Genomic DNA, 24,995 nt, shown 5'->3' on the forward strand with positions numbered 1-24,995 from the left:
TCACGGTGGCACACCCTGGCAGTCGGTACCGTCTCGCCGTCCGCGCCGTCGCGGTTGGCCTCCTGCTAGCGACCGCCGCGACGGCTGGCCCGGTGCCGGCGTCCGCGAAGCCGAAGGACAGGTTCACGCCGCCGAAGGCGGAGGAGGTCAAGTCGGTCGCCGTCCAAGAGGTCAAGGCGTCGGGCTCGACCACGGCGGGAGCGACGACCAAAGCCGCCGCGGAGCGACGCCAGCCGGCACCGGTCTGGCCGACCGCGGGACAGGCGGAGGCAGCTGTACCGTCGGCGGCCGACCACCGGACCCGGGGATCGGGCGCGGTCCGGGCCGGCGCGTTGCCGGTCCTGGTCGACCGCCCGGCGCAGCCGGCGAAGGGCCAGCCCGCTGGGGCGTCCGTACCCGGCCGGGTGCGGGTACGGGTGCTCGACCGGGCCGCCACCGACCGGGCCGGCGTACGGGGTGTCCTGCTCCGCGTCGACCGGACCGACGGCCGGGCCGGTGCCGGCACGGTCGCGCTGACCGTCGACTACTGGAGCTTCGCGACCGCATACGGCGCCGACTGGTCGAGCCGCCTGCGCCTGGTCAGCCTGCCCGAGTGCGCGCTGACCACCCCCGAGCGGCCGGAGTGTGCCGGCACCGTGCTGCCGTCCCGCAACCGGGTCGGCGACCGGCTCGTGACAGCTGAGGTACCCGTCACCGGGAAGACCACCGCCCGGGCGGGATTCGGCACGACGGGGAGCGCCCTGCTCGCCCTCGCGGCGGGACCGGCCGGCAGCGCGGGCGACTACTCCGCGACCAGCCTCTCGCCGTCCGCGACCTGGTCGGCCGGCACCAGTACCGGCGACTTCACGTGGTCGTACCCGCTTCGGACGCCGCCGAGCCTGGGCGGGCCGGCGCCGGACATGAAGCTCAACTACTCGGCGCAGAGCGTCGACGGCCGGCACGCCGCGTCCAACAACCAGCCGTCGCAGGTCGGTGAGGGCTTCGAGTTCACGCCGGGCGACTTCATCGAGCGGCGGTACCGGTCCTGTGCGCAGGACATGGACGGAGCCGACCACAACAACTCCACGAAGACCGGCGACCTGTGCTGGGAGACTGACAACGCCACGATGTCCCTCAGCGGGCGGGGTGGCGAGCTGATCTACGACTCCGGTGACGGGTACTGGCACCCGCGGCGCGACGACGGCACCAAGGCCGAGAAGATCGTCGGCGGTGCCTCGTACGGCAACGGCGACAACAACGGCGAGTACTGGAAGGTCACCACCGCCGACGGCACCCTGTACTACTTCGGCAAGCACAAGCTCGACGGCTGGACCGACGGCAAGGCGGTCACCAACTCGACCTGGACCGTGCCGGTGTTCGGCAACGACCCGAACGAGCCGTGTCACGCGAGCACGTTCGGCGGGTCGGACTGCGTGCAGGCGTGGCGGTGGAACCTCGACTACGTGGTCGACCCGCACGGCAACACGATGTCGTTCTGGTACGGCAAGGAGAGCAACAAGTACGCCCGCAACAACTCCACCACCGACGTGCCCTCGTACGTGCGCGGTGGCTACCTCGACCGCGTCGAGTACGGCACCGACAAGCGCACCGACGGCACCGACTCGCTGTACCGGGGGCTCGCCGCGCCGATGCGGGTCCAGTTCGACCAGGACAACCGATGCCTGTCCGACTGCGACTCCCACACCGCGGTGCGCTGGCCCGACACGCCCTGGGACCAGGAGTGCACCGGCTCGCCGTGCCTCGTCGGCTCACCGACGTTCTGGACCACGAAGCGGATCTCGGCGGTCACCACGCAGGTGCGCGACGGGTCCGCGTACCGCAACGTCGAGAAGTGGATCTTTACGCACACCTTCCCGGACCCGGGTGACGGCACCCGCGCGGGGCTGTGGCTGGACAAGATCTCGCACCAGGGCCTGGTCGGGGGCACGGCCAGCGTCCCAGACATCGAGTTCACCGGAATCCAGCGCAACAACCGGGTCGACACCATCGACCACTCGGCGGCGATGAACTGGTGGCGCCTCGCGAAGGTACGCAGCGAGACCGGCGGCACGGTCAACATCACGTACTCGGAGCCGGACTGCGTCGCCCGCACCCGGATTCCGACCGATCCGCACAACAACACGCTGCTGTGCTACCCCGTGCGGTGGACGCCGGAGGGTTACACGGCGCCCATCGTCGACTACTTCCACAAGTACGTCGTGAAGACGATCTACGAGATCGACCACACCGGCGGCGTACCGCCCAACGGCAGCCCTCGGGTCGTCTACTCGTACAACTACATCGGCGACCCGGCGTGGCACTACGCCGACGACGACGGGCTGATCGGCAAGAAGGACAAGACCTGGTCGGTGTGGCGCGGGTACGAGAAGGTCGGCGTGACCGTCGGCGACCCGGGCGAGCAGACGTACGTCGAGACGAAGTACTTCCGGGGCATGCACGGCGACAAGCTGCCCTCCGGCACCCGCGACGTACCGGTGACCGGCGCCGGCGTGCCGACGGTCAAGGACGAGGACGCGTACGCCGGACTGGAGCGCGAGAAGGTCACCTTCAACGGTCCGGGCGGGCCCGAGGTGACCCGCGAGGTCAGCGAGCCGTGGCAGTCCGCGCCGACCGCGTCCCGCACCATCAACGGCGACCGGGTCGACGCCCGCTTCGTCGATGTGGCGGCCAAGCACCACCGGGTCACGCTCGACGCCGGCCGCGGCGTGCGGGTCACCACCCAGCGCACCACGTTCGACGGGTACGGCATGCCGGTCGAGAGCAACGACCTGGGCGACGTGGCGGTCACCGGCGACGAGGAGTGCACGAAGACCACGTACGCCCGCAACACCGGGACGTGGATGCTGTCGCTGCCGGCCACGACGTCGACGTACGCGGTGCCGTGTGCCTCCGCCACGAACCCGAGCACGCTGACCGCGGATCAGGTGATCAGCGTGAAGCGGGTCGGTTACGACGGCGGCGCTCCAGGTGCCGCACCGACTCGCGGTGAGGTCACCTCGAACGAGGAGATGGCCGACTGGAACGGCGGCGATCCTCAGTTCACGGTGATCGTCCGCGCCGGCTTCGACGAGTACGGCCGGGTCGACGAGTCGTGGGACGCGATGGACAAGCGCTCGACCACCTCGTACGAGCCGGCGAGCAACGCCCCGGTCACCCGCACCGTGACCACCAACCCGCTGAGCCACACGATCACCACCGACCTGGAGCCGGCGTGGGGGCTCGCGACGAAGGTGACCGACCCCAACGGGAAGGTCACCACGTCGAAGCACGATGGGCTCGGGCGGCTCACCGGCGTCTGGAAGCCGGGGCGGAACCCGGACACCCAGTCGGCGAACACCACCTACGCGTACCTGATCCGCACCGACGCGCCGTCGGTGGTGACCACGAAGGCGCTCAATCCGGCGGGCAACTACGTGACCTCGTATGAGCTCTACGACGGGCTGCTGCGGCCGCGGCAGACCCAGGCGGCATCGCCTTCGGGTGGGCGGCTCGTGACCGACACGTTCTACGACACCGTGGGCCGCGAGGTGAAGAAGTACCAGCCGTATCACAACACCGCGGCCCCGGGCACCACGCTGGTGACCGCCACCGACCGGACGCACGTGCCCAACCAGACCCGTACGGAGTACGACGGCACCGGCCGGCCCGTCGCGTCGATCTTCCAGCCGTACGACGCGGAACGCCACCGCACCCGCACGTACTACGCCGGTGACCGGGTCGACACGACGCCGCCCGCCGGTGGCACGCCCACGTCGAAGGTCGGCGACGCCCGGGGGCGCACCGTCGAGCTGCGGCAGTACCACGGCACGACGGCAACCGGCACCTACGACGCCACGCGGTACCGGTTCAACGCCAAGGGGCAGATGGACCGGATCACCGACCCGGCGGGCAACCAGTGGAACTTCGGGTACGACGCGCGCGGGCGTAAGACCACTGTGGACGATCCTGACAAGGGGCTGACCACCACCACCTACGACAACGCCGGCAAGGTCACCTCAACCACCGACGGAGCCGGGAGCAAGCTGCTCTACACGTACGACTCGCTCGGTCGGAAGACAGCGCTGTACGAGGGGGTCATCTCGGGCTTCGGGCGTGCTCGATGGACGTACGACTCGGTCCAGAAGGGACAGCTCACCCAGGCGACGCGGTATGTGGGCGTCAACGCGTACAGCGTGAAGATCGACGAGTACAACGACGCGTACCAGCCCCTACAGCAAACCATCACGATCCCGAGTTCGGAGACCGGCCTCAACGGCACTTACACGTACGAGAGCACGTACAACGTGGACGGTAGCGTCTACCGGTCGGCCCTGCCCGAAGCCGGTGGTCTGGCGGCCGAGACACTGACGCACCACTACGACGCGACGTCCGGGATGCCGAAGCAGCTCACCACGGTCTACGACACCACCCAGCTCAGCTACGTCGCCGACACCGACTACAACGCGCTCGGCCATGTCGACCAGTACGAGTTCTACACCGGCCTGTACTCCGAGACCGGCAAGCGGTTCTTCCAGTCGTTCACGCGCGAACTGGAGACCGGCCGGCTGACCGGTGTGCGCACCGACCGCGAGGAGATCTCGCCGTACACGATCTCGGACGTGCGGTACACCTACGATCACGTCGGCAAGATCACCAAGGTCAGCGACGTCGCCGCGACCGGGGGCGTCGACAACCAGTGCTTCAAGTACAACTACTCGGGCCGGCTGAACGAGGCGTGGACGCCGGCCAACGGCGACTGCACCGCCGCACCGACGGTCGCCGGGCTGGGCGGACCCGCGCCGTACTGGCTTGCCTGGGAGATCGACTCCGCGGGCAACCGGATCTCCGAGACGGAGAAGAGCGCTACCAGCCAGCAGCGCAAGACCGACTACACGTATCCGGCGGCGGGCGCCGACCGGCCGCACGCGGTCACCGGCACGTCGACCCAGGTCGGCACCACGACCACGACGGCCGCCTACACGTACGACGACACGGGCAACACGCTCACCCGGCCGACCGCCTCGGCTGGCACCCAGACGCTTACCTGGGACGCCGAGGGACACCTGGCGACGAGCGTCGACAACACCGGCACCACGAGTTACCTGTACGACGCCGAGGGGAACCGGCTGGTGCGCCGCGATCCGACCGGCGCGACGCTCTACCTGCCGGGCCAGGAGATCCGCTTCACCACGTCGAACGCGACCCGGGTCGGCACCCGGTACTACGCCTTCAACGGCGAGACGTTCGCGTCCCGCACGGCGGCGTCCGGGATCACCTGGTTGGCCGGCGACCACCAGGGCACCGCGCAGGTATCGGTCAAGGAGGCCGGCCAGCACTCCACGGTGCGGCGGCAGAAGCCGTATGGCACATCACGTGGCAGTGCGGTCAGCTGGCCCAACTCGAAGGGCTTCGTCGGCGGCACGGTCGACAACACCGGGCTCACCCACCTGGGCGCCCGCGAGTACGACCCGGGGATAGGACGCTTCATCAGCGTCGACCCGGTGTTCAATATGGACGCGCCGGAGCAGATGAACGGCTACGCGTACGCGGCGAACAGCCCCGTGACCGACTCCGACGCGAGCGGCCTCGAACCCGGTGGCGGTAGTTGGTACTACGCGGGCAGCGAATCCGGCTCCTGGAGCAAGGGCGGCTACCGGTACTACTACCGCGCCGAATACTTCCTCTACTGCCGGTACGGCGGCTCGCAGTGCCTGGGCGGCATCGCCGGCTACCAGGGGCTGTACTGGATCAACATGGCGTACCGGAACCACCCGGCCGTCTGGTTCATCGCGCGCGTGGTCGTGACCGTCTGGCGAGTACAGACGAACTTCATCGGCCCGGTCGCCGGCCCGCCCAGCCCGCCCAAGCCGCGCATCATCCTCCCGCCGGCACCGGCCTGCCCCACGCCGCCACCACCGGAGCCGAAGCAGCCAGGGGAGCTCGACGGGCCCAAGTGCGAGTTCTTCGACTTCGGATGCCTGTTCAGCGGCAAGGAAGGCGCGAAGGCGTGGTGGCGCGGCAACCGCGACTGGGTAACCGGCGGCGCGGCGGCGATAGGCATGGGCGTCTGCATCGTGGCCACCGCGGGCGTGTGTGCGGCCGCGGGCGCGGCTGGTCTCGGCGTGGCGCTCGGCGGACGGGTGCTCGACGTATCGGCGTCGCGCAGCGGGTGGACCAAGGAGAACGTCGGGCGGATGGCGACCGGCATGGCGTTCGACGTCGGCTCCTACTTCCTGGTACCGGGCGTACGCGGGTTCAAGATGACTCCGTCCGGAGGCGTCGTGCACAGCCAGTCGGCGCGCACCTGGTACAACCAGAGTGGCAAGGTGAGCATGACCTGGGGCCAGCAGTTCGCCCCGCGGGGCCAGATCGACGCGGCGGCACTTCGACAGGGCGGCGGGGCTCTGGCGGCGCAGGTGGGCTGGTGGAGCGTCTCCGGACCGGGCGCGGCGCCGGCCACGCTGGGCATCCCGTTCACCGATCCGTTCGGCTGGTGATCACCGTGGCGCGGAAACGAGGAGGGGCGATGGCCAGAAAGCGTGGCGGGCCGGCGACACCGCCGCAGGGCCGGCGCATCCGGTTGCAGGTCATCGCCATGGGCGTGGTGTTCCTGCTGGGCGGTCTGGGCCTCGCCGTCTTCTCGGCCACGTACATGTGGCGGCTGTCGGACAAGGCCGAGAGGTTGCGCGCCGGGGGAGTAGCGGTGACCGCCTCGGTCACCAACTTCTATGACGGCTCGGGGCGCGGGAGCAGCCCGGACGCGATCACCGTGACTTACAACTACGAGGGAAAGCAGTACCAGGCTCGCATCAAGTGTGGTGGTGGCACTGGCTGCCATCGAGAGCCAGCGCCTGAGACCACCGTGTGGGTCGACCCGGCAGAGCCGAGCGAGTTCGTGGCGGCCAACGGAAACACCAGCGGCTCCCTGTCGTTCTTCAACTCCTGGACGAGGATCGTCGCCGGCTCGCTGTTCGCGGTGGCCGGTGTCGCCCTGCTGGTCGCGATCCTGTACGGCGACCGGTTGCTCGCCTGGAACCGCATGCGTAAGACCCGGGGCTGACCGCCGGTTGGCGGTCAGCCCCGGGAACCACACGCCCTAGCGGTGTGACAGGTTCGGCAGCCAGCCCAGCCACTTGGGCAGGTACCAGTTGCGGTCGCCGAGCATCGCCATCACCGACGGGAGGAGTACGGCTCGGACGATTGTCGCGTCGATCAGGACCGCCACCGCCAAGCCGAAGCCCATCTCCTTCATCGACGTCATCGATCCGGTGGTGAACAGGCCGAACACCGCCACCATCACGACCGCCGCGCTCGTGATGACGCCTGCCGTGCCCCGGATGCCCCGTGACACCGCGAGCTTCGTCGGCCAACCCCGGTCGTAGCCCTCGCGGATGCGGCTGAGCACGAACACGTGGTAGTCCATCGACAGTCCAAAGAGGATCACGAAGAGGAACAGCGGGATCCAGCTCGTGATGGCGCCGCGGGCGTGGAAGTCCAGCAGGTTCTCGCCCATGCCCTCCTGGAAGACCAGTACCAGCGCGCCGTACGCCGCGGCGACCGACAGCAGGTTCAGCACGATCGCGGTGGCCGCCACGACGACCGACCGGAACGACACGAGCAGCAGCAGGAACGCGAGCCCGAGCACGAACGCGAAGACAAGGGGCACGCTGCCGGTCAGCGCCTTGTTGAAGTCGACCGACTGGGCGGCCTCTCCGGTGACGGCCACCTCGGCACCGTCGACGCTGAGCACGGTAGCGGGGATGACCTTGTCACGCAGTACGTGTACAGCGTCCTCCGACGCGGCGTCGGTGCCGGAACCGGACAGGCCCAGGCTGATCCGCGCGACCGTCTTGTCCGGGCTGACCTCCACCGTGACCGGCTCGTGCAGCTTGCCCGTCGCGAGCGCCGTGGTCTTGAACGCGTCGATCGCCGCGGTCATCCGTGGGCTGGTGACGTCGGTCGCCTTGACCACGACGACGCCCGGGTCGGCGCCACCGGGGAACGCCGCCGACACCTCGTCGTACGCGATCAGGGCCGGCTTGTCGTGCTTGAAGCCGTCGGCGCCGTCGGAGGCGGTGCGCATGCCGAGCGCGGGCGTCGCGAGGGCGACGAGCGCGGCCGCGGCGAAGGCCGCCGAGACGCCGGGCCGGCGCAGCACGACCTTGAGCACGAGGCGCCAGAAACGGCCGTTGGATTCGCGCCGGTACAGGCCGGGGATGCGACCGAGGTCGACCCGGTCACCGAGCTTGGACAGCAGCGCGGGCAGCACGGTCAGCGAGCCGAGCGCGGCGGTCGCGACGACCAGGATCGTGCCGGTGGCGAGGCTGATGAACGCGGTGTCGTCGGTGAGGAACATGCCGGCGACCGCGATGATGACGGTGAACGCCGAGATCAGGATCGAGCGGCCGGAGGTGGCCGCCGCGATGGCGAGAGCCGTCTCCGGGTCGGCGCCCTTGGCTCGCTCCTCGCGTTCGCGGCGGATGTAGAAGAGGCAGTAGTCGACACCGACGGCAAGGCCCATCAGCAGCATGAGGTGGGTGGTCGAGTCGGCGGTGGGGAAGAGGCGGCTCGCGGCGGCCAGCAGGCCGAGCGAGGCCATGAACGCGGTCAGGGCCAGCCCGAGTGGCAGCACGGCGGCCAGCAGCGCCCCGAACGCGACGATCAGGATGCCCAGCGTCACCGGAATCGACAGCATCGACAGCAGCGTCAGGTCCTCTTCGAGGCCCTGCATGATCGCCTTGTCGATGCTCGCGGCACCGGTCTGCCCGACATACAGATCGGGGTGCCGATCCTGTACGCCGGCAACCGCGTCGAGCACCGGCTGCACCCGGTCGGCGGCGGTGTCGGCGTCGCCGCTCATGTCGAACGTGACCAGCGCGGCGTGCCCGTCTTCGGAGACCGCGTCGGCACGCACGTTCTCCACCTGGCCGGTGCCCTCGACGGCGGTGACCGCCTCGCGCACCGCGCCCTGGAACTCCGGCGCGTCAGCGGTCAGCGTGTCACTCCGCACGATCACCATCTCGCCAGCGCGATCGGGGAAGCCGGCCGCCTCGATGAGTTTGTCAGCGCGCCGCGACTCACCGTTGCCGTAGTCGCTGTCCTTCGCCGCGATGGTCCCGATCGCGGCGGAGAGCACCGTGGCCGCCACCACGAACAGTAGCCACCCGAAGATCGCGGTAGCCCGGTGCCGCGCGCTGAAACGCGCGACCGTGGCGGCCAGGTTGCGGGTCCGCCGATGCGTCGCCGGGTGCTCGTCCGGCCCGAGTGCCGGTCGCTGCATGATGGATGTGGTCATGCCGATGACGCTATGAGCGGGGCTGATCCGCATCGATCCAGCGCGCACCCCACTTTCCGGTGGGGAACACCGCGCCGTCGTGGTAGGGGCAGCCCTACCACGCTATGGTCGTGGCCATGTCTGACGAGTACGTGGATCCGAGTGGCAACACCGAGGCGTTCCGTTCGTTCGCGACGAACGCACCGCAGGAGGAGCAGGCCCCGTCGAAGCTGCCGCTGATCATCGGCGTCGCGGTGCTGGCGGTCGTGCTGCTCGCACTGACCCTGTTCCTAGCCTTCGGCTGATCCGTTGATCACAGACCGTGTCTGTGTAGCGATCTCCAATTCTTCGTCGGTCGGCACGACACAGACGGTCACCGGAGCACCTTCGGGGGAGATGATCCCCTCTCGCACGCTGTCGTTGCGCGCCGCGTCGATCTCGATGCCGAGCCGGTCGAGGCCGGCGAGTGACTCGGCGCGCACCGCCGCCGCGTTTTCACCCACACCCGCGGTGAACGCGATCGCGTCCAGCCGGCCGAGCACCGCGTAGTACGCCCCGACGTAGGAGCGGATGCGCCGGCAGTACACGTCGATGGCCAGCGCCGCCGCCCTGTCGCCGGCGGCTCGGCGGCTCAGCACCTCGCGCATGTCGCCCGCACCGGCCAGCCCCATGAGGCCGCCACGGTGGTTGAGCAGGTCGTCGATCTCGTCGACCGGCATGCCGGCGGTGCGGTGCAGGTGGAAGACCACCGCCGGGTCGAGGTCGCCGCTGCGCGAACCCATCACGAGCCCTTCCAGCGGCGTCAAGCCCATCGAGGTCGCCACCGACCGGCCGCCCTCGACCGCGCAGGCGCTCGCGCCGTTGCCCAGGTGCAGCGTGATCGTGTTCACCCCGGCCAGCGGGCGGTCCAGCAGCGTGGCGGTGCGGCGCGAGACGTACGCGTGCGAGGTGCCGTGAAAGCCGTACCGGTGGATGCCGTACCGGTCAGCCACCTCCCGGTCGATCGCGTACGTCGCGGCCGCCTCGGGCAGCGTGCGGTGGAACGCCGTGTCGAAGACAGCCACCTGCGGCACACCGGGCAGCAGCTTGCGGGCCACCCCGATGCCGGCCAGGTTGGCCGGGTTGTGCAGCGGTGCGAGCGGCACCAACTCTTCGATGGCGGCGACCACCTCGTCGGTGATCAGGGTCGGCTCGGAGAAGCGCAGCCCACCGTGCACCACCCGGTGCCCGACCGCGCCGAGACCGGTCAGGTCGACCGAGCCGGTCACCTCGCGCAAAGCCGCCGCGTAGTCGGTGACCCGCTCGACGAGCCCTTTGCTCACGAGATCGTCGCCGTCGTACAGCCGGTACTTCACCGACGACGAGCCGTTGTTGAGCACGAGAATCCTCATGCCGCGGCCGCCTGAATCGCGGTGATCGCCACGGTGTTGACGATGTCCTTGACCGTGGCGCCGCGGCTCAGGTCGTTGACCGGGCGCCGGAGGGCCTGCATGACCGGGCCCACCGCGACCGCGCCGGCCGAGCGCTGCACCGCCTTGTACGTGTTGTTGCCGGTGTTCAGGTCGGGGAAGACGAACACCGTCGCCCGGCCCGCCACCGCCGAGCCGGGCAGCTTCGTCTGCGCCACCGTCGGGTCGACCGCGGCGTCGTACTGGATCGGGCCCTCCACGAGCAGGCCGGGCGCGCGCTCCCGCACCAGCGCCGTCGCCGCGGCGACCTTCTCCACGTCGGCGCCGGCGCCGGAGGTGCCGGTCGAGTACGACAGCATCGCCACCCGCGGCTCGATGCCGAACCGGGCGGCGGTCTCGGCCGACGAGAGCGCGATGTCGGCGAGCTGGTGCGCGTCGGGGTCGGGGTTGACCGCGCAGTCGCCGTACACGAGCACCCGGTCGGCGAGGAGCATGAAGAACACGCTGGAGGCCACGGATACGCCCGGGACGGTCTTGACGATCTCGAACGCGGGCCGGATCGTCGCCGCCGTCGTGTGGGTGGCGCCGGAGACCATGCCGTCGGCGCGCCCGGTGTGCACCATCATCGTGCCGAAGTAGTTGACGTCGCGGACCACGTCGCGCGCCAGGTCGAGCGTGACACCCTTGTGGCGGCGCAACTGCGCGTACCGCTCGGTGAACTCGTCCAGCCACGGGCTGGTCGCCGGGTCGACAGTACTCGCGTTGCCGATGTCGATACCCAGATCGCGCGCCCTGCGGCCGATCTCGTCGGCGTTACCGAGCAGGGTGAGGTCGGCGACCCCGCGACGCAGCAGGATCTCCGCGGCCCGCAGGATGCGCTCCTCGCCACCCTCGGGCAGCACCAGGTGCCGCCGGTCGGCGCGCGCCCGGTCGATCAGGTCGAACTCGAACATCAGCGGCGTCACCCGCGCCGACCGCGCCACGTCAAGCCGCGCGGCCAGCCCTTCGGTGTCCACACTGGACTCAAACGCGCCGATCGCCGCCTCCACCTTGCGCGGGCTGGCCATCGTGGGGTGGCTCTCGATCCGGCTCGACGCCTCGACCGTGGCGTAGCTGTCTTCCGGCACGGACAGCACCGCGAGGCCCGCGTGCAGCCCTTCGACGAGCCGCATCGCCCGCGGATCGGGCTGCTCGCCGAGGGTGAGCACGACGCCGGCGACCGCCGCGGTGCCGGCCACCCGCGCCGCCGCGGCCGCCACCAGCAGATCGGTGCGGTCGCCGGGCGTGATCACCAGGCAGCCGTCGGTCAGGTGGTCGGTCAGGATCGGTACGTGGGCCGCGCCCACGACGAAATCGAGCACGTCGCGGTCGAGTGCCGCGTCGTCGCCGGCCAGGCGGATCGCGCCCAGCGCCTCCGCCACCTCGGCCACCGTCGGCGCGGAGACCGCCGGGACCTCCGGGATCGCGTACGCGGGCACGGGCAGCTCGGGCAGCGAGGTGTCCGGCGGTACCCGGTTGGCGATCGCCGCCAGCACGGTCGCGCCGTGGTCGGTGAGACCGTGGTACGCGCTGGCCAGCTCGGCCGCGATCGCCGCGCTGTCCTGCCCGAAGCCGTCGACCACCGCGACCACCACGCTGCCGAACTCGGTGGCCAGGCGGGCGTTGAACGCCACGTCGGTGTCGCCGTTGTCGCCGATGTCGCTGCCCACCACGACCATCGCCGGGTGCCGCCGCTCCAGGTCGCGGTAGCGGCCGACGATCAGGGAGATCAGCTCTTCCCGTTTGCCATCGGCGATGAGCGCGGTGGCTTCGGCGTGGGTGACGCCGTACATGTCGTCGGTTGGCGCGTCGATCTGGTACCGCTCACGCAGCAACACCAGGATCGGGTCCATACCGCCGGCCGGGGCCAACGGCCGGAACGCGCCTATGCCCGCGACCTGCCGGGACAGAAGCTCGGCCAGACCGAGGGCGATCGTCGACTTCCCGCCGCCGGGGCCGAGGCCCGCGACGTACACGCTTCGCGCCACACGATCAACCTATCGGGTCACCACGACCTTCACCGGTGTCGCGGGCGGGCCTTCACCTGTGTGATTGGCCGCGCTCACCGTGACCTCGTACTCGTGGCCCAGGAGCAGGCCCGGCTGCAGGGCCGGCGGGTTGACGGTCGGAAACGCCGCCTTGGTGAACTCCGTCTCCTGCGCCGTGAGGTCGCGGTAGTGCACCCAGTAGTGCACGCCCGGACCGAGCGGCTTCCAGGTCAGCGTGAGGGTGCCCGGGGCGGTCACGGTGGCCTCCAACTCGGTGGGCGCGATGGGCAGCGGCAGCATCGGGGTGGCCCGCACGGACTGGCTCGGCGGGCCCTCGGCGCCGTGCCGCACAGCGGCCACCCGGAACTCGTACTCGTGCCCGTTGATCAGCCCAGGCACCATGCCGTTCGGCTCGCCGGCGATGAACTGGCCACGGGTGAACCCGGGCTGCCCCGCCGTGACGTCGCGGTGGTATAGGCGATAGGCGGTCACCCCCGACGGCGCGTTCCAGGTGAGGGTGGCGCGGGCGTCGCCGGGCGTGGCGCGCAGGCCCGTCGGAGCCGGCGGCGGCGCGTACCGTGCGGTCACCCGCGCCACCGCCGAAGGGGTCGACTCGCCGCTCGGCCCGATCGCCGCGATCCGGAACTCGTACGCGTGGTCGTGCATCAGCGGTACGGTCGTGAACCCGCGAGGCTGGTCGATCGGGAAGTCGTGGCGGCGCCACTGCTCGCCGGTGGTCGTGTCACGCTGATACAGCCAGTACCAGAGGTTGGCACCCGGGTTGGCCCAGGTCAGCGCGATCCGGCCGTCGGGGAGCGGCTTGGCGGTGAGGCCCTCCGGCACCGTCGGCCGGGTGCGGACGGCGGTCACCGTGGCCGAGGGCGGCGACTCGGCGGCCGGCCCGTCCGCGCTGATCGAGAACTCGTACGCGTGCCCGTCTTTGAGCAGGCCGGCGTCGGTGGCGGTGCCGGTGACCGGGTGCGGCCGGCGGGCCGGATGCGTCTGGCCGGCGGTGACGTCGCGCTCGTACACCCAGTACCGCTCGGCGCCGGGGACCGCACTCCAGCGCAGGGCCGGGTGGACGTCGTTGACGGCGGCGGTCAGGCCCGTCGGCGGCTGTGCACGCGCGGCGGGGTCGGCGGGTGGCCAGTCGATCTCGACGAACCGGGGACGGTAGACGCGCGCGTCGGTGTAGCCGGTGTCGGCGTCGAGGCTGTTGACGTTGTACGACACCAGCAGCTTGCCCGAGCGCGCGAGCTCGGGGTGCAGGCGCGCGTCGTACGACACCCGAGACGTGCCCGGTGTGGCCTCGGCGGGCGTGTGCAGCTGCTGCGGCCCCTTCCACGGCCCGGTGGGCGCCGGCGCCGTGTACGCCACGATCGCCGGGTTGAACAGCAGGTTGCCCTCGGTCGTCACCATCACGTACCGGTCGGCGACCCGCTGCACCGAATAGCCCGTGCCCACCCCGCTGAGCAGCCGCGCCGACCGCTCCACCGCCGTGGACCAGCCGTTGCCGGTCCAGAACTCCCACGCTCCGCCCAGCTTTCCGGCCGGTGCTCGGGCCACATGTGCGAACCGCAGTGCGTCGCTGGTGCGCTCGGCGCCGTACACGTACGTGTAACCACCGTCTTCCAGCACCGCGGAGCCCCACGCGATCCGGTCACCGAGCGGCAGGTCGATGACGTGCGGGGAACCGAGCCGTGGCAGGTCGAACGAGACCAGCGCCGAACCGGTCAGCGTGAAGTCCCAAAGGCCACTGCCGGTCCGGCGGTACCGGTTGTAGAACACCCGCAGGTGGTCGCCTTCGACGGTGCCGTCCTGCGCCCAGTAGTACTGGCCAGCGGCGGGCGGAGCGACCAGCGCGGCGGGCTTGTCGGCAGCGCCGCCGTGCAGGGTCCGCACCGCCTGGGCGCCTTCCTGCACGACGATCGTGTTGTTGATGAAGGCGGAATCGCGGGGACGCGTGTGATCCGCGTTGACCTTGCCGAGAAACGTGTCGGAGAAGAGCCAGGCGACCCGGCCGTCCGGCAGCGGTACCGAAGCCGTGTTGTCACCACCGGTCCACTGCCCGCCGCTGTCGCCGTATCGGCTGAACATGCTCGTCAGGTGTGTGGCCGCCAGCCGCGGCGCCTTCGGCGGCTCGGGCGACGCGTCGCCATCGTGATCGAGTAGAACGATGGCGAGCGCGCCCAGAACCACCAAGCCGGCCGCCCCCGCGAGCCAGCGCCCCGTATTCATGTTGTTCGACTCTACGTGGGCAGAGCCACCTCAGTCGTCTTCGTCGTCCAGTCGAGCCAGCCAGGTGGCGAGCCGCTCGACCGGCGTCTCGAACTCCGGGTTCAGGTCGATGAAGTCACGCAGCCGTTCCGCGACCCACTCGATGGTCACGGTCTCGCCGCCGCGCCTCTCGGCCAGCTCCTCGATGCCACGATCGGTGAAGTACACAGCACCCCGCCTACGGCTTCGGAAGGGCGGCCTCGACCAGCGCGGCCTGCTCGGCGTCGTGCAGCTTCGCCGAACCAACGGCTGGCGCGGCCGCGGCCGGCCGGGAGATCCGCCGAAGGCGTACGCCTTCGAGGTGCTCCAGCAGGTTGAGCGCCACGAACGACCACGCACCCTGGTTGGCCGGCTCCTCCTGTACCCAGGCGAAGTCTTCCGCGTTCGGGTACTGGGCGAGCGCCGCGCGCAACTCCTCCACCGGCAGCGGGTAGAGCTGCTCCATGCGCAGGATCGCGGTATCGGTGACGCCCCGCTCGGCGCGCGCCTGGAAGAGGTCGTAGTAGACCTTGCCCGTGCACAGCAGCACGCGCTTCACGGCCTCTGGCTTGAGCCCGCCGGGGTCGCCCATCACCGTCTGGAACGTGCCCTGGGTGAAGTCTTCGACCGCGGACACGGCCAGCTTGTGCCGCAGCAGCGACTTAGGCGTGAACACCACCAGCGGCTTGCGCTTCGGCGACAGGGCCTGGCGGCGCAGCAGATGGAAGTGGTTCGCCGGCGTGGTCGGTATCGCGACCCGCATGTTGTCTTCGGCGCAGAGCTGCAGGTAGCGCTCGGGGCGGCCGGACGTGTGGTCGGGGCCCTGACCCTCGTGCCCGTGCGGCAGCAGCAGCACCAGCGACGACTGCTGGCCCCACTTCACCTCACCGGACGAGATGAACTCGTCGACCACGGACTGCGCGCCGTTGGCGAAGTCGCCGAACTGCGCCTCCCACGCCACCAGCGCCTCGGTGTTCTCCACCGAGTAGCCGTACTCGAAGCCCATCGCCGCGTACTCGGACAGCAGCGAGTCGTGGATGAACAGCCGGGCCCGGTCCTTGCGCAGCGCGTACAGCGGCATGTGGTCCTGCCCGGTGCGAGCGTCGACCACCGACGCGTGCCGCTGCACGAACGTGCCGCGGCGCGAGTCCTGCCCCGCGAGCCGGACCGTGATGCCGTCGTTGAGCAGCGACCCGAACGCGATCAGCTCGCCGTAGCCCCAGTCGATGTTGCCCTCGGCCGACATCTTCGCCCGGCGCTCCAGCAGCTGCTGGACGCGCTTGTGCGGCGTGAAGCCCTCGGGCAGGTTGACGTGCGCGTCGCCGATCGCCTTGAGGACCGCCGGATCGACCGCGGTGGCCACCACCGGCTCCGGCTCGGGCTGCCGCGAGCGCGCTGGCCGGGTGCCCGTGAGCGCCGCGTCGCGGGTGGCCTTGAAGACCTGCTCCAGCTGCGACTGGTAGTCGCGGAGCAGCTCCTCGGCGTCGTCGACGGTGATGTCGCCGCGGCCGATCAGCTCCTCGGTGTACAGCTTCCGGACCGAGCGCTTCTTGTCGATGATCGCGTACATCAGCGGGTTGGTCATGGCCGGGTCGTCGCCCTCGTTGTGGCCACGCCGCCGGTAGCAGACCAGGTCGATCACGACGTCCTTGTTGAACGACTGGCGGTACTCGAACGCCAGCCGCGCGACCCGCACGACCGCCTCGGGGTCGTCGCCGTTCACGTGGAAGATCGGCGCCTGGATCATCCGGGCCACGTCGGTCGAGTAGAGCGACGAGCGGCTGTACTCCGGGGCGGTGGTGAAGCCGACCTGGTTGTTGACCACCACGTGCACCGAGCCACCGGTGCGGTACCCGCGGAGCTGGCTCAGGTTGAGGGTCTCGGCGACCACACCCTGGCCGGCGAACGCGGCGTCGCCGTGCACCGCCAGCGGCAGCACCGTGTAGCCCTCGAGCTTGAGGTCGATGCGGTCCTGCTTGGCCCGGACGATGCCCTCCATCACCGGGTCGACCGCCTCCAGGTGCGACGGGTTCGCGGTCACCGACACGGTGATCGCGTGCTCGCCGTCGGGGGTCGTGAACTTGCCGACCTGACCCAGGTGGTACTTCACGTCACCCGAGCCGTGCGCCGACTTCGGGTCGATGTGGCCCTCGAACTCGGAGAAGATCTTCTCGTACGGCTTGCCGACGATGTTGGCCAGCACGTTGAGCCGGCCACGGTGAGCCATGCCGATGACGACCTCGTCCAGGTCTGCCTCGGCCGCCGCCTGCAGGATCTCGTCGAGCAGCGGGATCAGCGATTCGCCGCCCTCCAGCGAGAACCTCTTCTGCCCCACGTACTTGGTCTGCAGGAACGTTTCGAACGCCTCGGCCGCGTTGAGCCTGTTCAGGATGTGCTTCTGCTCGTCACGGTCGGGCTTCTGGTACTGCAGCTCGATCCGCTCCTGGATCCAGCGGCGCTCTTCCGGGTCCTGGATGTGCATGTACTCGACGCCGACCCGGCGGCAGTACGAGTTGCGCAGCACACCGAGGATGTCGCGCAGCTTCATCCGCTGCTTGCCGGCGAAGCCGGCGACCGGGAAGCTGCGGTCGAGGTCCCAGAGCGTGAGACCGTGCTGAAGGACATCCAGGTCCGGATGCTTACGCATCGCGAATTCCAGCGGGTCGGTGTCCGCCATGAGGTGTCCGCGCACGCGGTACGCGTGGATGAGCTCGTGTACGCGGGCGGTCTTGTTGATCTGGCCCTCGGAGCTGACCGCGACATCGCGTACCCAGCGCACGGGCTCGTACGGGATCCGCAGCGACGTGAAGATCTCGTCGTAGAAGCCGTGCTCACCGAGCAGCAACTCGTGCACGATCTTGAGGAACTCGCCGGACTGCGCGCCCTGGATGATCCTGTGGTCGTACGTGCTGGTCAGCGTGATGATCTTGCTGACGGCCAGGTCGGCGAGGGTCTCCTCGGACATGCCCGCGTACGGCGCCGGGTACTCCATCGCGCCAACGCCGATGATCGTGCCCTGCCCGGTCATCAGGCGCGGCATCGAGTGCACCGTGCCGATGCCACCCGGGTTGGTCAGCGAGATCGTGGTGCCGGAGTAGTCCTCCATGGTCAGCTCGTTGCGGCGGGCGCGCCGGACCACGTCTTCGTACGCCTGCCAGAACTGCCGGAAGTCCATCTCGCCGGTGCCCTTGATGCTCGGCACCACGAGCGTGCGCGAACCGTCGGGCTTGGCGAGGTCGATCGCGATGCCGAGGTTGACATGCTCCGGCTCGACCATCACCGGCTTCCCGTCGACCTCGCCGTACGAGTTGTTCATCTCGGGATGCACGCGCAGCGCCTTGATCAGCGCGTACCCGATCAGGTGCGTGAAGCTGACCTTGCCGCCTCGCCCGCGGGCGAGATGATTGTTGATCACGATGCGGTTGTCGACCAGCAGCTTCGCCGGCACGGCGCGGACGCTGGTCGCGGTGGGAACCGCCAGCGAGGCGTCCATGTTCTGCACGATGCGGGCCGCGACACCACGCAGCGGCACGGTCTTCGCGCCAGTGGGTGCCTTGGCCGGCTCCGCCTTCGCCTTCGGGGCCGCCTTGGTCTCGGCCTTGGCGGCCGGCTTCGAGGCGGGCTTAGCGGGGGCGGCCGTCGTGGCCTGTGCGGGCGTGGCTTTGGTGGGGGATGCGGAGCTAGCCTGGGGGGAGGCCGCCGCTGGGCTCGCCGTTTGCTCGACGGCAGGCTTGTAGTCGGCGAAGAAATCGTGCCACGCCGGGTCGACGCTAGCTGGATCGGCGAGATACTTCTGGTACATCTCCTCGACGATCCACTCGTTCGGACCGAAGCCTGCTAGCGGGTTCTCCTGCGAGGTCTGTTGGGTCGACACGGCCGGTAATCGCCTCTTTCGCGCGCGGTACATGCCACACGAGGTGGGAGTCGGAAGTCGGCTTCCAGGCTACGCCGTACCGAAACGGCGTTCGCTGTCGCGGTCCTCCCGTGGCGCGTTTCACACCGCCCCACCCCTGCGCGCAGGGGTGGGGCGGGAAGCGGGTCAGGAGATGTCGCGGGTGCGCATCAGGAGGGTGCCGACCGTGCCGGCCACGATGGCGTAGCCGATCAGGACCAGGGCGCCTGCCCACTGCGGCGGGTTGCCGGGCAGCTCGGTGCCGGAGACCATCAGTTGCGACGCCAGCGACGGCACCAGCAGCTGCAGGTTGTTGAACCAGTCGCCGAACCGGTCGGACAGTACCCCGAAGAAGATCGCGGCGCCGATGTATCCGGCGAAGTAGAGCACCAGGGCGGTGATCGTGGCGCCGATCTGGCTGCGGATCAGCACCCCGAAGCCGACGCCGAAGATCGCCCATAGGAGGTACGCCAGGCCGTTCAGCGCGATCGCCCGCCAGACCGTCCCGTCGCCCATGTAGCTGGCCTCGTCGTTGGCGCCCATGATGAGCGCGCCCGCCGGCAGGTTGGCGGCCGTGGTGATGACCCACAACACGAGGCCGAACACGCTGGCCGCGAACAGCTTGGCCAGTACCACGCGGGTGCGGTGCGGGGTGGTCAGGAACGTCGTGGTGACCGTCTGGTGGAAGTACTCGTTCGTGACCACGATCGCGCCGAGCAGCATGACGATGGCGACGCCGAAGAACTGCCCGTTCGTGTAAAGGTTGGCGGCCACGTTTGCGGGATCGCCCGCCGCGATGATCTGCTCGGCGTCTTCGCCCGACATGCCCTCGGCCGCTTCCGGGCTCAGGAGGTACGCGGACTGGAAGCCGTTGAACATCAGCGTCAGGCCCCACAGCGGGAGCGTGATCAGCAGGAAGATCCACCACGTGCTCGTGGAGCGGATCTTGAGGAGTTCCGCGCGGATGAGGTTCATCGGATAGCCGCCTTCCCCGCGGTCAGCTCCAGGAACACGCGCTCCAGGTCGGGGCGCTCGGTGGTCAGCTCGTGCAGCTCGACGCTGGCCTTCAGCGCGGCGCGCCCGACCGTGGGCGCGTCGACGCCGGTGACCAGCAGGACGCCGTCGCCGTTGGGCGTGATCGTGGCCTGCTCCACGGCGCGAAGAGCCTCGGTCAACTCGGTCGCCTGCGGAGTGCGCACGCGGACCTGCGCGGTGTGCGCCATCGAGTCCATGACCTGGGAAACCGTGCCCTGCCGGACCAGCTTGCCGGCCGCGATGATCACCAGGTCGTCGGCGAGCTGCTGCATCTCGGACAGCAGGTGGCTGGAGACCAGCACCGTGCGGCCCTGCGCGGCGAGCGACTTGAGCAGGTCACGCATCCAGCGGATGCCCTCGGGGTCGAGCCCGTTGGCCGGCTCGTCGAGGATGAGCACCTGCGGGTCGCCGAGCATCGCGGCAGCGATGCCGAGGCGCTGGCGCATACCGAGCGAGTACCCCTTGAACTTGCGTTTCGCCGCGGGCGTCAGCCCGACCAGCGCCAGCGCCTCCTCGGCGCGCTGCCGCGGGAATCCGGCCGCCGCGCAGACCACCCGCAGGTGGTTGATGCCGGTGCGGCCCTTGTGAGCGCTGGACGCCTCAAGCACCGCGCCGACGCGGCGGAGCGGATCGGCCAGGTCGGCGTACCGCTGGCCACCGATCGTCGCGTCGCCAGCCGTGGGCTTGACCAGGTTGAGCAACATCCGGAGCGTGGTCGTCTTGCCCGCGCCGTTGGGGCCGAGGAAGCCGGTGACCCTGCCGGGCTCCACTGTGAACGACAGGTTGTCGACGGCCCTGACGTTTTTATAGAGCTTCGTCAGTCCGGAGACGACGATCTGCCCGTCAGCCATTGTTCTCCTCCCGTGAACGCGCCCGCGTCATCGTGCGCGCCGTCACACAGGGTGGCGGGCGCGCGCAAGTACGTCAAACCGTCACCGCGATCCATGTCGCCCTGGCCCGTGCCAGCTCAGCGCCGTCCGGCCCGTACAGCGCCGTGTGCACAAGGGCCTTACGACCCTCGGTCGCCGCGAGCGCTCCGACCACCACGCACTCTTGACCGGATACTGGCAGCGCCTGTACCTGTGCGGCCATCCGCCCGAGCACGTAGGCCCTTCCCGGGGTGATGATCGCCCAGCCGCCGGGGCAGTCGAGAGCGGCCCACACGGTCGGCACGGTCACCTCGGCCGGCACCGTCCACGGTGCGGCGGTGCGGTGACCGGGCAACTGGCCAGGGTAGATGCGCAGCCCGCCGGCGTGCTCGGGGCCGCAGACGTAGCAGGTGGGAAACGGGTGGTCGGTGAAGCCGGGGTACGCCTTCGACGCGGTGACCGCCTCGGCGGGACTGACCGGTGGCACGGCGACGGTGATCGGCTCGGCCGGTGCCAGGGTGGCCACGACGGTGTCGTCCGGCCCCCGCACCTCGCCGTCCGCCGTGGTCAGCGGCGTGTCGAGGGGCGGTGGGCGCCGCAGGGTCACCTCGACGGGTTGACCTTCGACGAAGGCGGGAAGGCCAGCGGCGAACAGGCCCGCTGAGTACCCGCCGTTGCCCGAGCCGGGCGGCCCGTTGAACCGAGCCGGAATGATCACCGGTCCGCCTTCCGGATCACGTGCTTGAGGCCGGACCACGTGTCGTCGATCGCGCACACCTTGACGTCTACCCGACCGTTTACCAGGGCGTAGTCCCGAATGGAGTTCTCGTTCAGGTCGGTGGGGATGCCGGACGACCGCTTCGGCCAGGCGATCCACAGGCTGCCGGCGGGCGTGGTCAGCGGGTGCAGTACCGGCCAGCGCTCGGCCAGCCGCGCGTGGTCGGGGCAGAAGCACAGCACCACGTCGTACGGCGGCGCGCCGGGGCGCAGGTCGGGCGCTATCCCGTCGAGGACGAAGCCGTCCGGAGCGCCGTCGAGCAGCACGCGCGAGTCGGGGCTCATGCCCAGCTTGCGCACCAGTGGAGTACCCGAGTAACCCGCCACGCCCTACGGTCTCACAAGCGCAAGACGGCCGACATGCCGGAGCAACTCGCCGATCACCGACGGTGTCTACACAGAGAGCATGGCTGTACTGCTCACCGCCGACGCGCCAAAGGGCGCCACCGGCACCAGCGGATACTCGCTGCTGATCGCCGACGATGCCGCACAGGTGGCCGCCGCACAGCGGCTGCGTCACGCGGTCTTCGCCGGCGAACTGGGCGCCGATCTGCCCTCCGCGGTGGATGGGCGCGACGTCGACGAGTTCGACGAGCACTGTGACCACCTGATCGTGCGCGAGGAGCCGACCGGCGCGGTGGTCGGCACGTACCGGATGCTGCCGCCGAAGAACGCGATGGCGGCCGGCCGGCGGTACGCGGACACCGAGTTCGACATGTCCGCGCTCAGCCCGCTGCGCGACCACCTCGTCGAGACCGGACGGTCCTGCGTGCACCCCGATCACCGCTCGGGTGCCGTCATCAACCTGATGTGGGCCGGCATCGCCCGGTACCTGCACCTCAAGAACCTGCGGTGGCTGGGCGGTTGCGCCTCGGTCCCGCTGGACGCGGCGGCGGGTGTGTGGCAGCTCGCGCGCGCCAAGCACCTGTCGCCGCCGGCCCTGCGGGTGCGCCCGCGCCACCCATGGCTCGCCGAGCCCGGGGCGGCCGAAGCCGTCGACGCGCACACCGGCCGCCCCGCGGTCCCACCGTTGCTGCGCGGGTACCTGCGGCTGGGCGCCTGGATCTGCGGCGAGCCCGCCTACGATCCAGCCTTCGGCGTCGCCGACCTCTACGTGCTGCTCTCCATGGACCGGGTGGATCCGAGATACCGGCGGCACTTCCTGGGAGCGTCCCGATGAGCACGCTCTGGCAGCCGCGGTCGACGTGCGGGCCGGCGTGCCTGCCGGCCACCGACCGTTGTGCGCGCGCCTCGCGGGTGCGGCAGGCGGCCCGGCTCGTGGCCCTGCTCGGCGCGCTACTGCTCGGCGTGGCGCTGGTCCCCGTACTCCCACTGCTGAATGGGGACGGGCGGCGTGCTGCCGCGCGGACCTGGGCACGCGCGGTCCTCGGGGCTCTTGGTGTGCGGCTGGTCGCGCGCGGCCGGCCGCCGGCCGGGCGGGCGCTGCTGGTCGCGAACCACATCTCGTGGTTGGACATCGTGGCGCTGATGGCGGCCGCGCCGGCGCGGTTGGTGGCCAAGCACGAGGTGCGGCGGTGGCCGCTGATCGGCGCGCTCGCCGCCGCCGGGGGCACGATCTTCATCGACCGCACCCGGCCGCGGAGCCTGCCGGCCACGGTGGCCGAGGTCGCCGCGACGCTGCGGGCAGGTGGCCTGGTCGCGGCGTTCCCGGAGGGGACGACGTGGTGCGGCGTGTCGGCGGGACGGTTCCGCCCGGCGCTGTTCCAGGCGGCGCTGGACGCGGGCGCGACGGTCGTGCCGGTCTCGATCCGGTACGGGCGGGGCGCGACCACGGCGGCGTTCCTGGGTGACGACAGCCTGTGGACGTCGTTGCGGCGGGTGCTCGCGGTGCCGAGGCTGGAGGTCACGCTGACGGCGACGCCAGCGCTGCATCCGGAGGCGGCCGCGACGCGCCGGCAGCTCGCGGGGGTGGCTGAGTCGGCGGTCAGGGGACGCGTGTCGCAGTTCGGACTCGCGGCTTAGTCAACCTTGGCTATCGCGATGTATCGCGTTATGCTTCGTGCATGACTCGTTGGACGGTGGAGGAGGCGCGCCGGTTCAGCTTCGACGAGCCGGTGACCAGCCTCGTTGTGCACCTGATCGCCGGCCGGCTCAATGTGGTCGGCACCGATGGCCCCGCGCGGGTCGAGATAGCCGCGCACGGCGGCAAGCCGATCATCGTCGAGCACGAAAACGGAAAGCTCACCGTCCGCCACGAGATCAAAAAGACGTGGCCCGGGTTCATGTGGTGGTTCGGGTTCGGCAAGAAATACCGGGCCGACGTCTCCATCGCGGTCCCGCATGGCACCCGCGCCCGGCTGCGGATCGTCAGCGGCACGGCGATCGCGTCCGGGCTCCGTGAGGACACCGACGTCGACGTCACCTCCGGCCGGATCACGCTGATGGGCCTCGGCGGCCGCACCGTCGCCAAGCTCGTCTCGGGGCCGGTCGAGGCGCTCGGCATCGTCGGCGACCTCACGATGGAGACCGTGTCGGGCGAGCTGGTGCTGGCCGACAGCCCCGCACAGCGGGTGCACGCCCGCGCGATCTCGGGCTCGATCACCTGCGACCTCGACAACCCGCGCGACAGCGAGATCCGCCTCAGCACCGTCTCGGGCGGCGTCACCGTGCGGATCCGGGAAGACAGCGACCTCAGCGTCCAGCTGCACACCGACTCCGGGCGGATCACGAGCGCGTTTCCGGAGCTGAGATCCGGCGACGCGCCGAGCTGGTCGAAGGATGTGCACGGCGTGCTCGGCAGCGGTGCTGGCAAGCTGTGGGCCAACACCACGTCGGGCAGCATCTCGTTGCTCGCTCGCCCGGCTCCGGACCCCGAGGACGTCGAATGACCGCCGTGTTCAGCCATGGACGGCTGCGGCTGTACCTGCTCAAGCTGCTCGACGACGGCGCCAAGCACGGGTACGAGCTGATCAGGCTGCTGGAGGAGCGCTTCCTCGGCCTGTACGCGCCTAGCGCCGGCACGATCTACCCGCGGCTCGCCCGGATGGAGGCCGAAGGGCTGGTCACGCACACTGCGGCGGGCGGCCGGAAGGTGTACGAGATCACCGAGGCCGGGCGCACCGAGCTGCGAGATCGCGCCGGCGAGGTGGCGGCGCTGGAGTCCGACATCCGCGCGTCGGTCGAAGACCTGGCCTCGCTGGCAAACGAGATCCAGCACGAGGTGCGCGGATCGGTCCGCGACCTCAAGCGGGAGCTCCAGGAGGCGACCCGGGAGACCCTGCGCGGTGGCGGTGGGGTGCCGCCCCGGCCGGCTCCGGCGTACGCTACGCCCGGGACCGCCGATGAGCTCGACCGGCGCATCGAGGCTTTCGCCGCCGAGGTGCGCTCTCTGGTGCGGGGTGCCCGGCTCACCGAGACGCAGGCGCTGGCGGCCGTGCGCGCCCTCGACACGGCGCTCTCGGCGCTACGGAGGGTGTTCCGGTAAGCCTGAGACTACTCACAGCTTGTTCTCAGCCA

17 protein-coding genes are annotated in these 24,995 nt (G+C 70.3%); 7 read left to right on the forward strand and 10 right to left on the reverse strand.

Annotation, left to right across the window (positions count from 1 at the left end; translation table 11 throughout):
• The first annotated feature begins 5 nt into the window (after positions 1-5).
• Together QMG73_RS12470 and QMG73_RS12475 are read left to right on the forward strand one after the other, a co-directional pair.
• Positions 6-6,476, forward strand: a complete 6,471-nt coding sequence (locus tag QMG73_RS12470; protein WP_281894860.1) for an RHS repeat-associated core domain-containing protein — start codon at positions 6-8, stop codon at positions 6,474-6,476.
• A gap of 29 nt (positions 6,477-6,505) precedes the next feature.
• Entirely contained in the window at positions 6,506-7,039 is a 534-nt protein-coding gene (locus QMG73_RS12475) for a DUF3592 domain-containing protein (RefSeq protein WP_281894862.1), read from the forward strand.
• A 36-nt stretch (positions 7,040-7,075) separates the two neighbouring features.
• Here the strand turns inward: QMG73_RS12475 and QMG73_RS12480 are convergent, their stop codons facing one another.
• On the reverse strand, positions 7,076-9,274 hold the full coding sequence (locus QMG73_RS12480) for an MMPL family transporter (protein WP_281894864.1): 2,199 nt from the start codon (positions 9,272-9,274) through the stop codon (positions 7,076-7,078).
• 116 nt (positions 9,275-9,390) lie between these two features.
• Here QMG73_RS12480 and QMG73_RS12485 point away from each other — a divergent pair, with 116 nt between their 5' ends.
• A complete protein-coding gene (locus QMG73_RS12485) occupies positions 9,391-9,558 on the forward strand; it encodes a hypothetical protein (RefSeq protein WP_281894866.1) in 168 nt (55 codons plus the stop codon).
• On the opposite strand, the gene QMG73_RS12490 is transcribed toward QMG73_RS12485, so the two are convergent.
• From QMG73_RS12490 to QMG73_RS12530, 9 genes are all read right to left on the reverse strand, one after another.
• Entirely contained in the window at positions 9,544-10,644 is a 1,101-nt protein-coding gene (locus tag QMG73_RS12490; RefSeq protein WP_281894868.1) for an acetate/propionate family kinase, read from the reverse strand. The genes QMG73_RS12485 and QMG73_RS12490 overlap by 15 nt on opposite strands.
• Positions 10,641-12,689, reverse strand: a complete 2,049-nt coding sequence (gene pta / locus QMG73_RS12495; RefSeq protein ID WP_281894871.1) for a phosphate acetyltransferase — start codon at positions 12,687-12,689, stop codon at positions 10,641-10,643. The genes QMG73_RS12490 and pta overlap by 4 nt, the downstream gene beginning before the upstream one ends.
• A 9-nt stretch (positions 12,690-12,698) precedes the next feature.
• On the reverse strand, positions 12,699-14,927 hold the full coding sequence (locus QMG73_RS12500) for a fibronectin type III domain-containing protein (RefSeq protein ID WP_281894874.1): 2,229 nt from the start codon (positions 14,925-14,927) through the stop codon (positions 12,699-12,701).
• Positions 14,928-14,957: 30 nt separating this feature from the next.
• Positions 14,958-15,134, reverse strand: a complete 177-nt coding sequence (locus QMG73_RS12505; RefSeq protein ID WP_265254307.1) for a DUF6104 family protein — start codon at positions 15,132-15,134, stop codon at positions 14,958-14,960.
• A 10-nt stretch (positions 15,135-15,144) separates the two neighbouring features.
• Positions 15,145-18,819 carry a multifunctional oxoglutarate decarboxylase/oxoglutarate dehydrogenase thiamine pyrophosphate-binding subunit/dihydrolipoyllysine-residue succinyltransferase subunit gene (locus QMG73_RS12510; RefSeq protein ID WP_281894877.1) on the reverse strand — a complete coding sequence of 1,225 codons (3,675 nt, stop codon included), beginning with the start codon at positions 18,817-18,819 and terminating at the stop codon, positions 15,145-15,147.
• Between the two features lie 165 nt (positions 18,820-18,984).
• Positions 18,985-19,812 (reverse strand): ABC transporter permease, encoded by an 828-nt coding sequence (locus tag QMG73_RS12515; protein ID WP_281894878.1) that lies wholly within the window; start codon positions 19,810-19,812, stop codon positions 18,985-18,987.
• Positions 19,809-20,723, reverse strand: a complete 915-nt coding sequence (locus QMG73_RS12520) for an ABC transporter ATP-binding protein (protein WP_281894879.1) — start codon at positions 20,721-20,723, stop codon at positions 19,809-19,811. The genes QMG73_RS12515 and QMG73_RS12520 overlap by 4 nt, the downstream gene beginning before the upstream one ends.
• A 73-nt stretch (positions 20,724-20,796) precedes the next feature.
• Positions 20,797-21,459 carry a hypothetical protein gene (locus QMG73_RS12525; RefSeq protein ID WP_281894881.1) on the reverse strand — a complete coding sequence of 221 codons (663 nt, stop codon included), beginning with the start codon at positions 21,457-21,459 and terminating at the stop codon, positions 20,797-20,799.
• The gene (locus QMG73_RS12530; RefSeq protein WP_281894882.1) at positions 21,456-21,845 is read right to left on the reverse strand and encodes a DUF3052 domain-containing protein; all 390 of its coding nucleotides are present in this window, start codon (positions 21,843-21,845) and stop codon (positions 21,456-21,458) included. The genes QMG73_RS12525 and QMG73_RS12530 overlap by 4 nt, the downstream gene beginning before the upstream one ends.
• A 79-nt stretch (positions 21,846-21,924) precedes the next feature.
• Here QMG73_RS12530 and QMG73_RS12535 point away from each other — a divergent pair, with 79 nt between their 5' ends.
• Genes QMG73_RS12535 through QMG73_RS12550 form a run of 4 tightly spaced genes read left to right on the forward strand, consistent with a single transcriptional unit; the run spans position 21,925 to position 24,963 of the window.
• The gene (locus QMG73_RS12535) at positions 21,925-22,698 is read left to right on the forward strand and encodes a GNAT family N-acetyltransferase (protein WP_281894883.1); all 774 of its coding nucleotides are present in this window, start codon (positions 21,925-21,927) and stop codon (positions 22,696-22,698) included.
• Complete coding sequence (locus QMG73_RS12540) at positions 22,695-23,501, forward strand: lysophospholipid acyltransferase family protein (RefSeq protein ID WP_281894885.1); 807 nt, start codon at positions 22,695-22,697, stop codon at positions 23,499-23,501. Before QMG73_RS12535 ends, QMG73_RS12540 begins: the two co-directional genes overlap by 4 nt.
• Positions 23,502-23,542: 41 nt before the next feature.
• The gene (locus tag QMG73_RS12545) at positions 23,543-24,367 is read left to right on the forward strand and encodes a DUF4097 family beta strand repeat-containing protein (RefSeq protein WP_281894888.1); all 825 of its coding nucleotides are present in this window, start codon (positions 23,543-23,545) and stop codon (positions 24,365-24,367) included.
• Positions 24,364-24,963 (forward strand): PadR family transcriptional regulator, encoded by a 600-nt coding sequence (locus QMG73_RS12550; protein WP_281894889.1) that lies wholly within the window; start codon positions 24,364-24,366, stop codon positions 24,961-24,963. The genes QMG73_RS12545 and QMG73_RS12550 overlap by 4 nt, the downstream gene beginning before the upstream one ends.
• Positions 24,964-24,995: the final 32 nt, after the last annotated feature.

The sequence above is a fragment of the Phytohabitans aurantiacus genome, from assembly GCF_027923225.1.
Classification (GTDB): Bacteria; Actinomycetota; Actinomycetes; order Mycobacteriales; family Micromonosporaceae; genus Phytohabitans; species Phytohabitans aurantiacus.

Coding starts and splice junctions, on each gene's coding strand:
- QMG73_RS12485 (WP_281894866.1), top strand. CDS start 9,391: ATGTCTGACGAGTACGTGGATCCGAGTGGCAACACCGAGGCGTTCCGT.
- QMG73_RS12545 (WP_281894888.1), top strand. CDS start 23,543: ATGACTCGTTGGACGGTGGAGGAGGCGCGCCGGTTCAGCTTCGACGAG.
- QMG73_RS12540 (WP_281894885.1), top strand. CDS start 22,695: ATGAGCACGCTCTGGCAGCCGCGGTCGACGTGCGGGCCGGCGTGCCTG.
- QMG73_RS12490 (WP_281894868.1), bottom strand. CDS start 10,644: ATGAGGATTCTCGTGCTCAACAACGGCTCGTCGTCGGTGAAGTACCGG.
- QMG73_RS12475 (WP_281894862.1), top strand. CDS start 6,506: ATGGCCAGAAAGCGTGGCGGGCCGGCGACACCGCCGCAGGGCCGGCGC.
- QMG73_RS12535 (WP_281894883.1), top strand. CDS start 21,925: ATGGCTGTACTGCTCACCGCCGACGCGCCAAAGGGCGCCACCGGCACC.
- QMG73_RS12550 (WP_281894889.1), top strand. CDS start 24,364: ATGACCGCCGTGTTCAGCCATGGACGGCTGCGGCTGTACCTGCTCAAG.
- QMG73_RS12515 (WP_281894878.1), bottom strand. CDS start 19,812: ATGAACCTCATCCGCGCGGAACTCCTCAAGATCCGCTCCACGAGCACG.
- QMG73_RS12480 (WP_281894864.1), bottom strand. CDS start 9,274: ATGACCACATCCATCATGCAGCGACCGGCACTCGGGCCGGACGAGCAC.
- QMG73_RS12500 (WP_281894874.1), bottom strand. CDS start 14,927: ATGAATACGGGGCGCTGGCTCGCGGGGGCGGCCGGCTTGGTGGTTCTG.
- QMG73_RS12520 (WP_281894879.1), bottom strand. CDS start 20,723: ATGGCTGACGGGCAGATCGTCGTCTCCGGACTGACGAAGCTCTATAAA.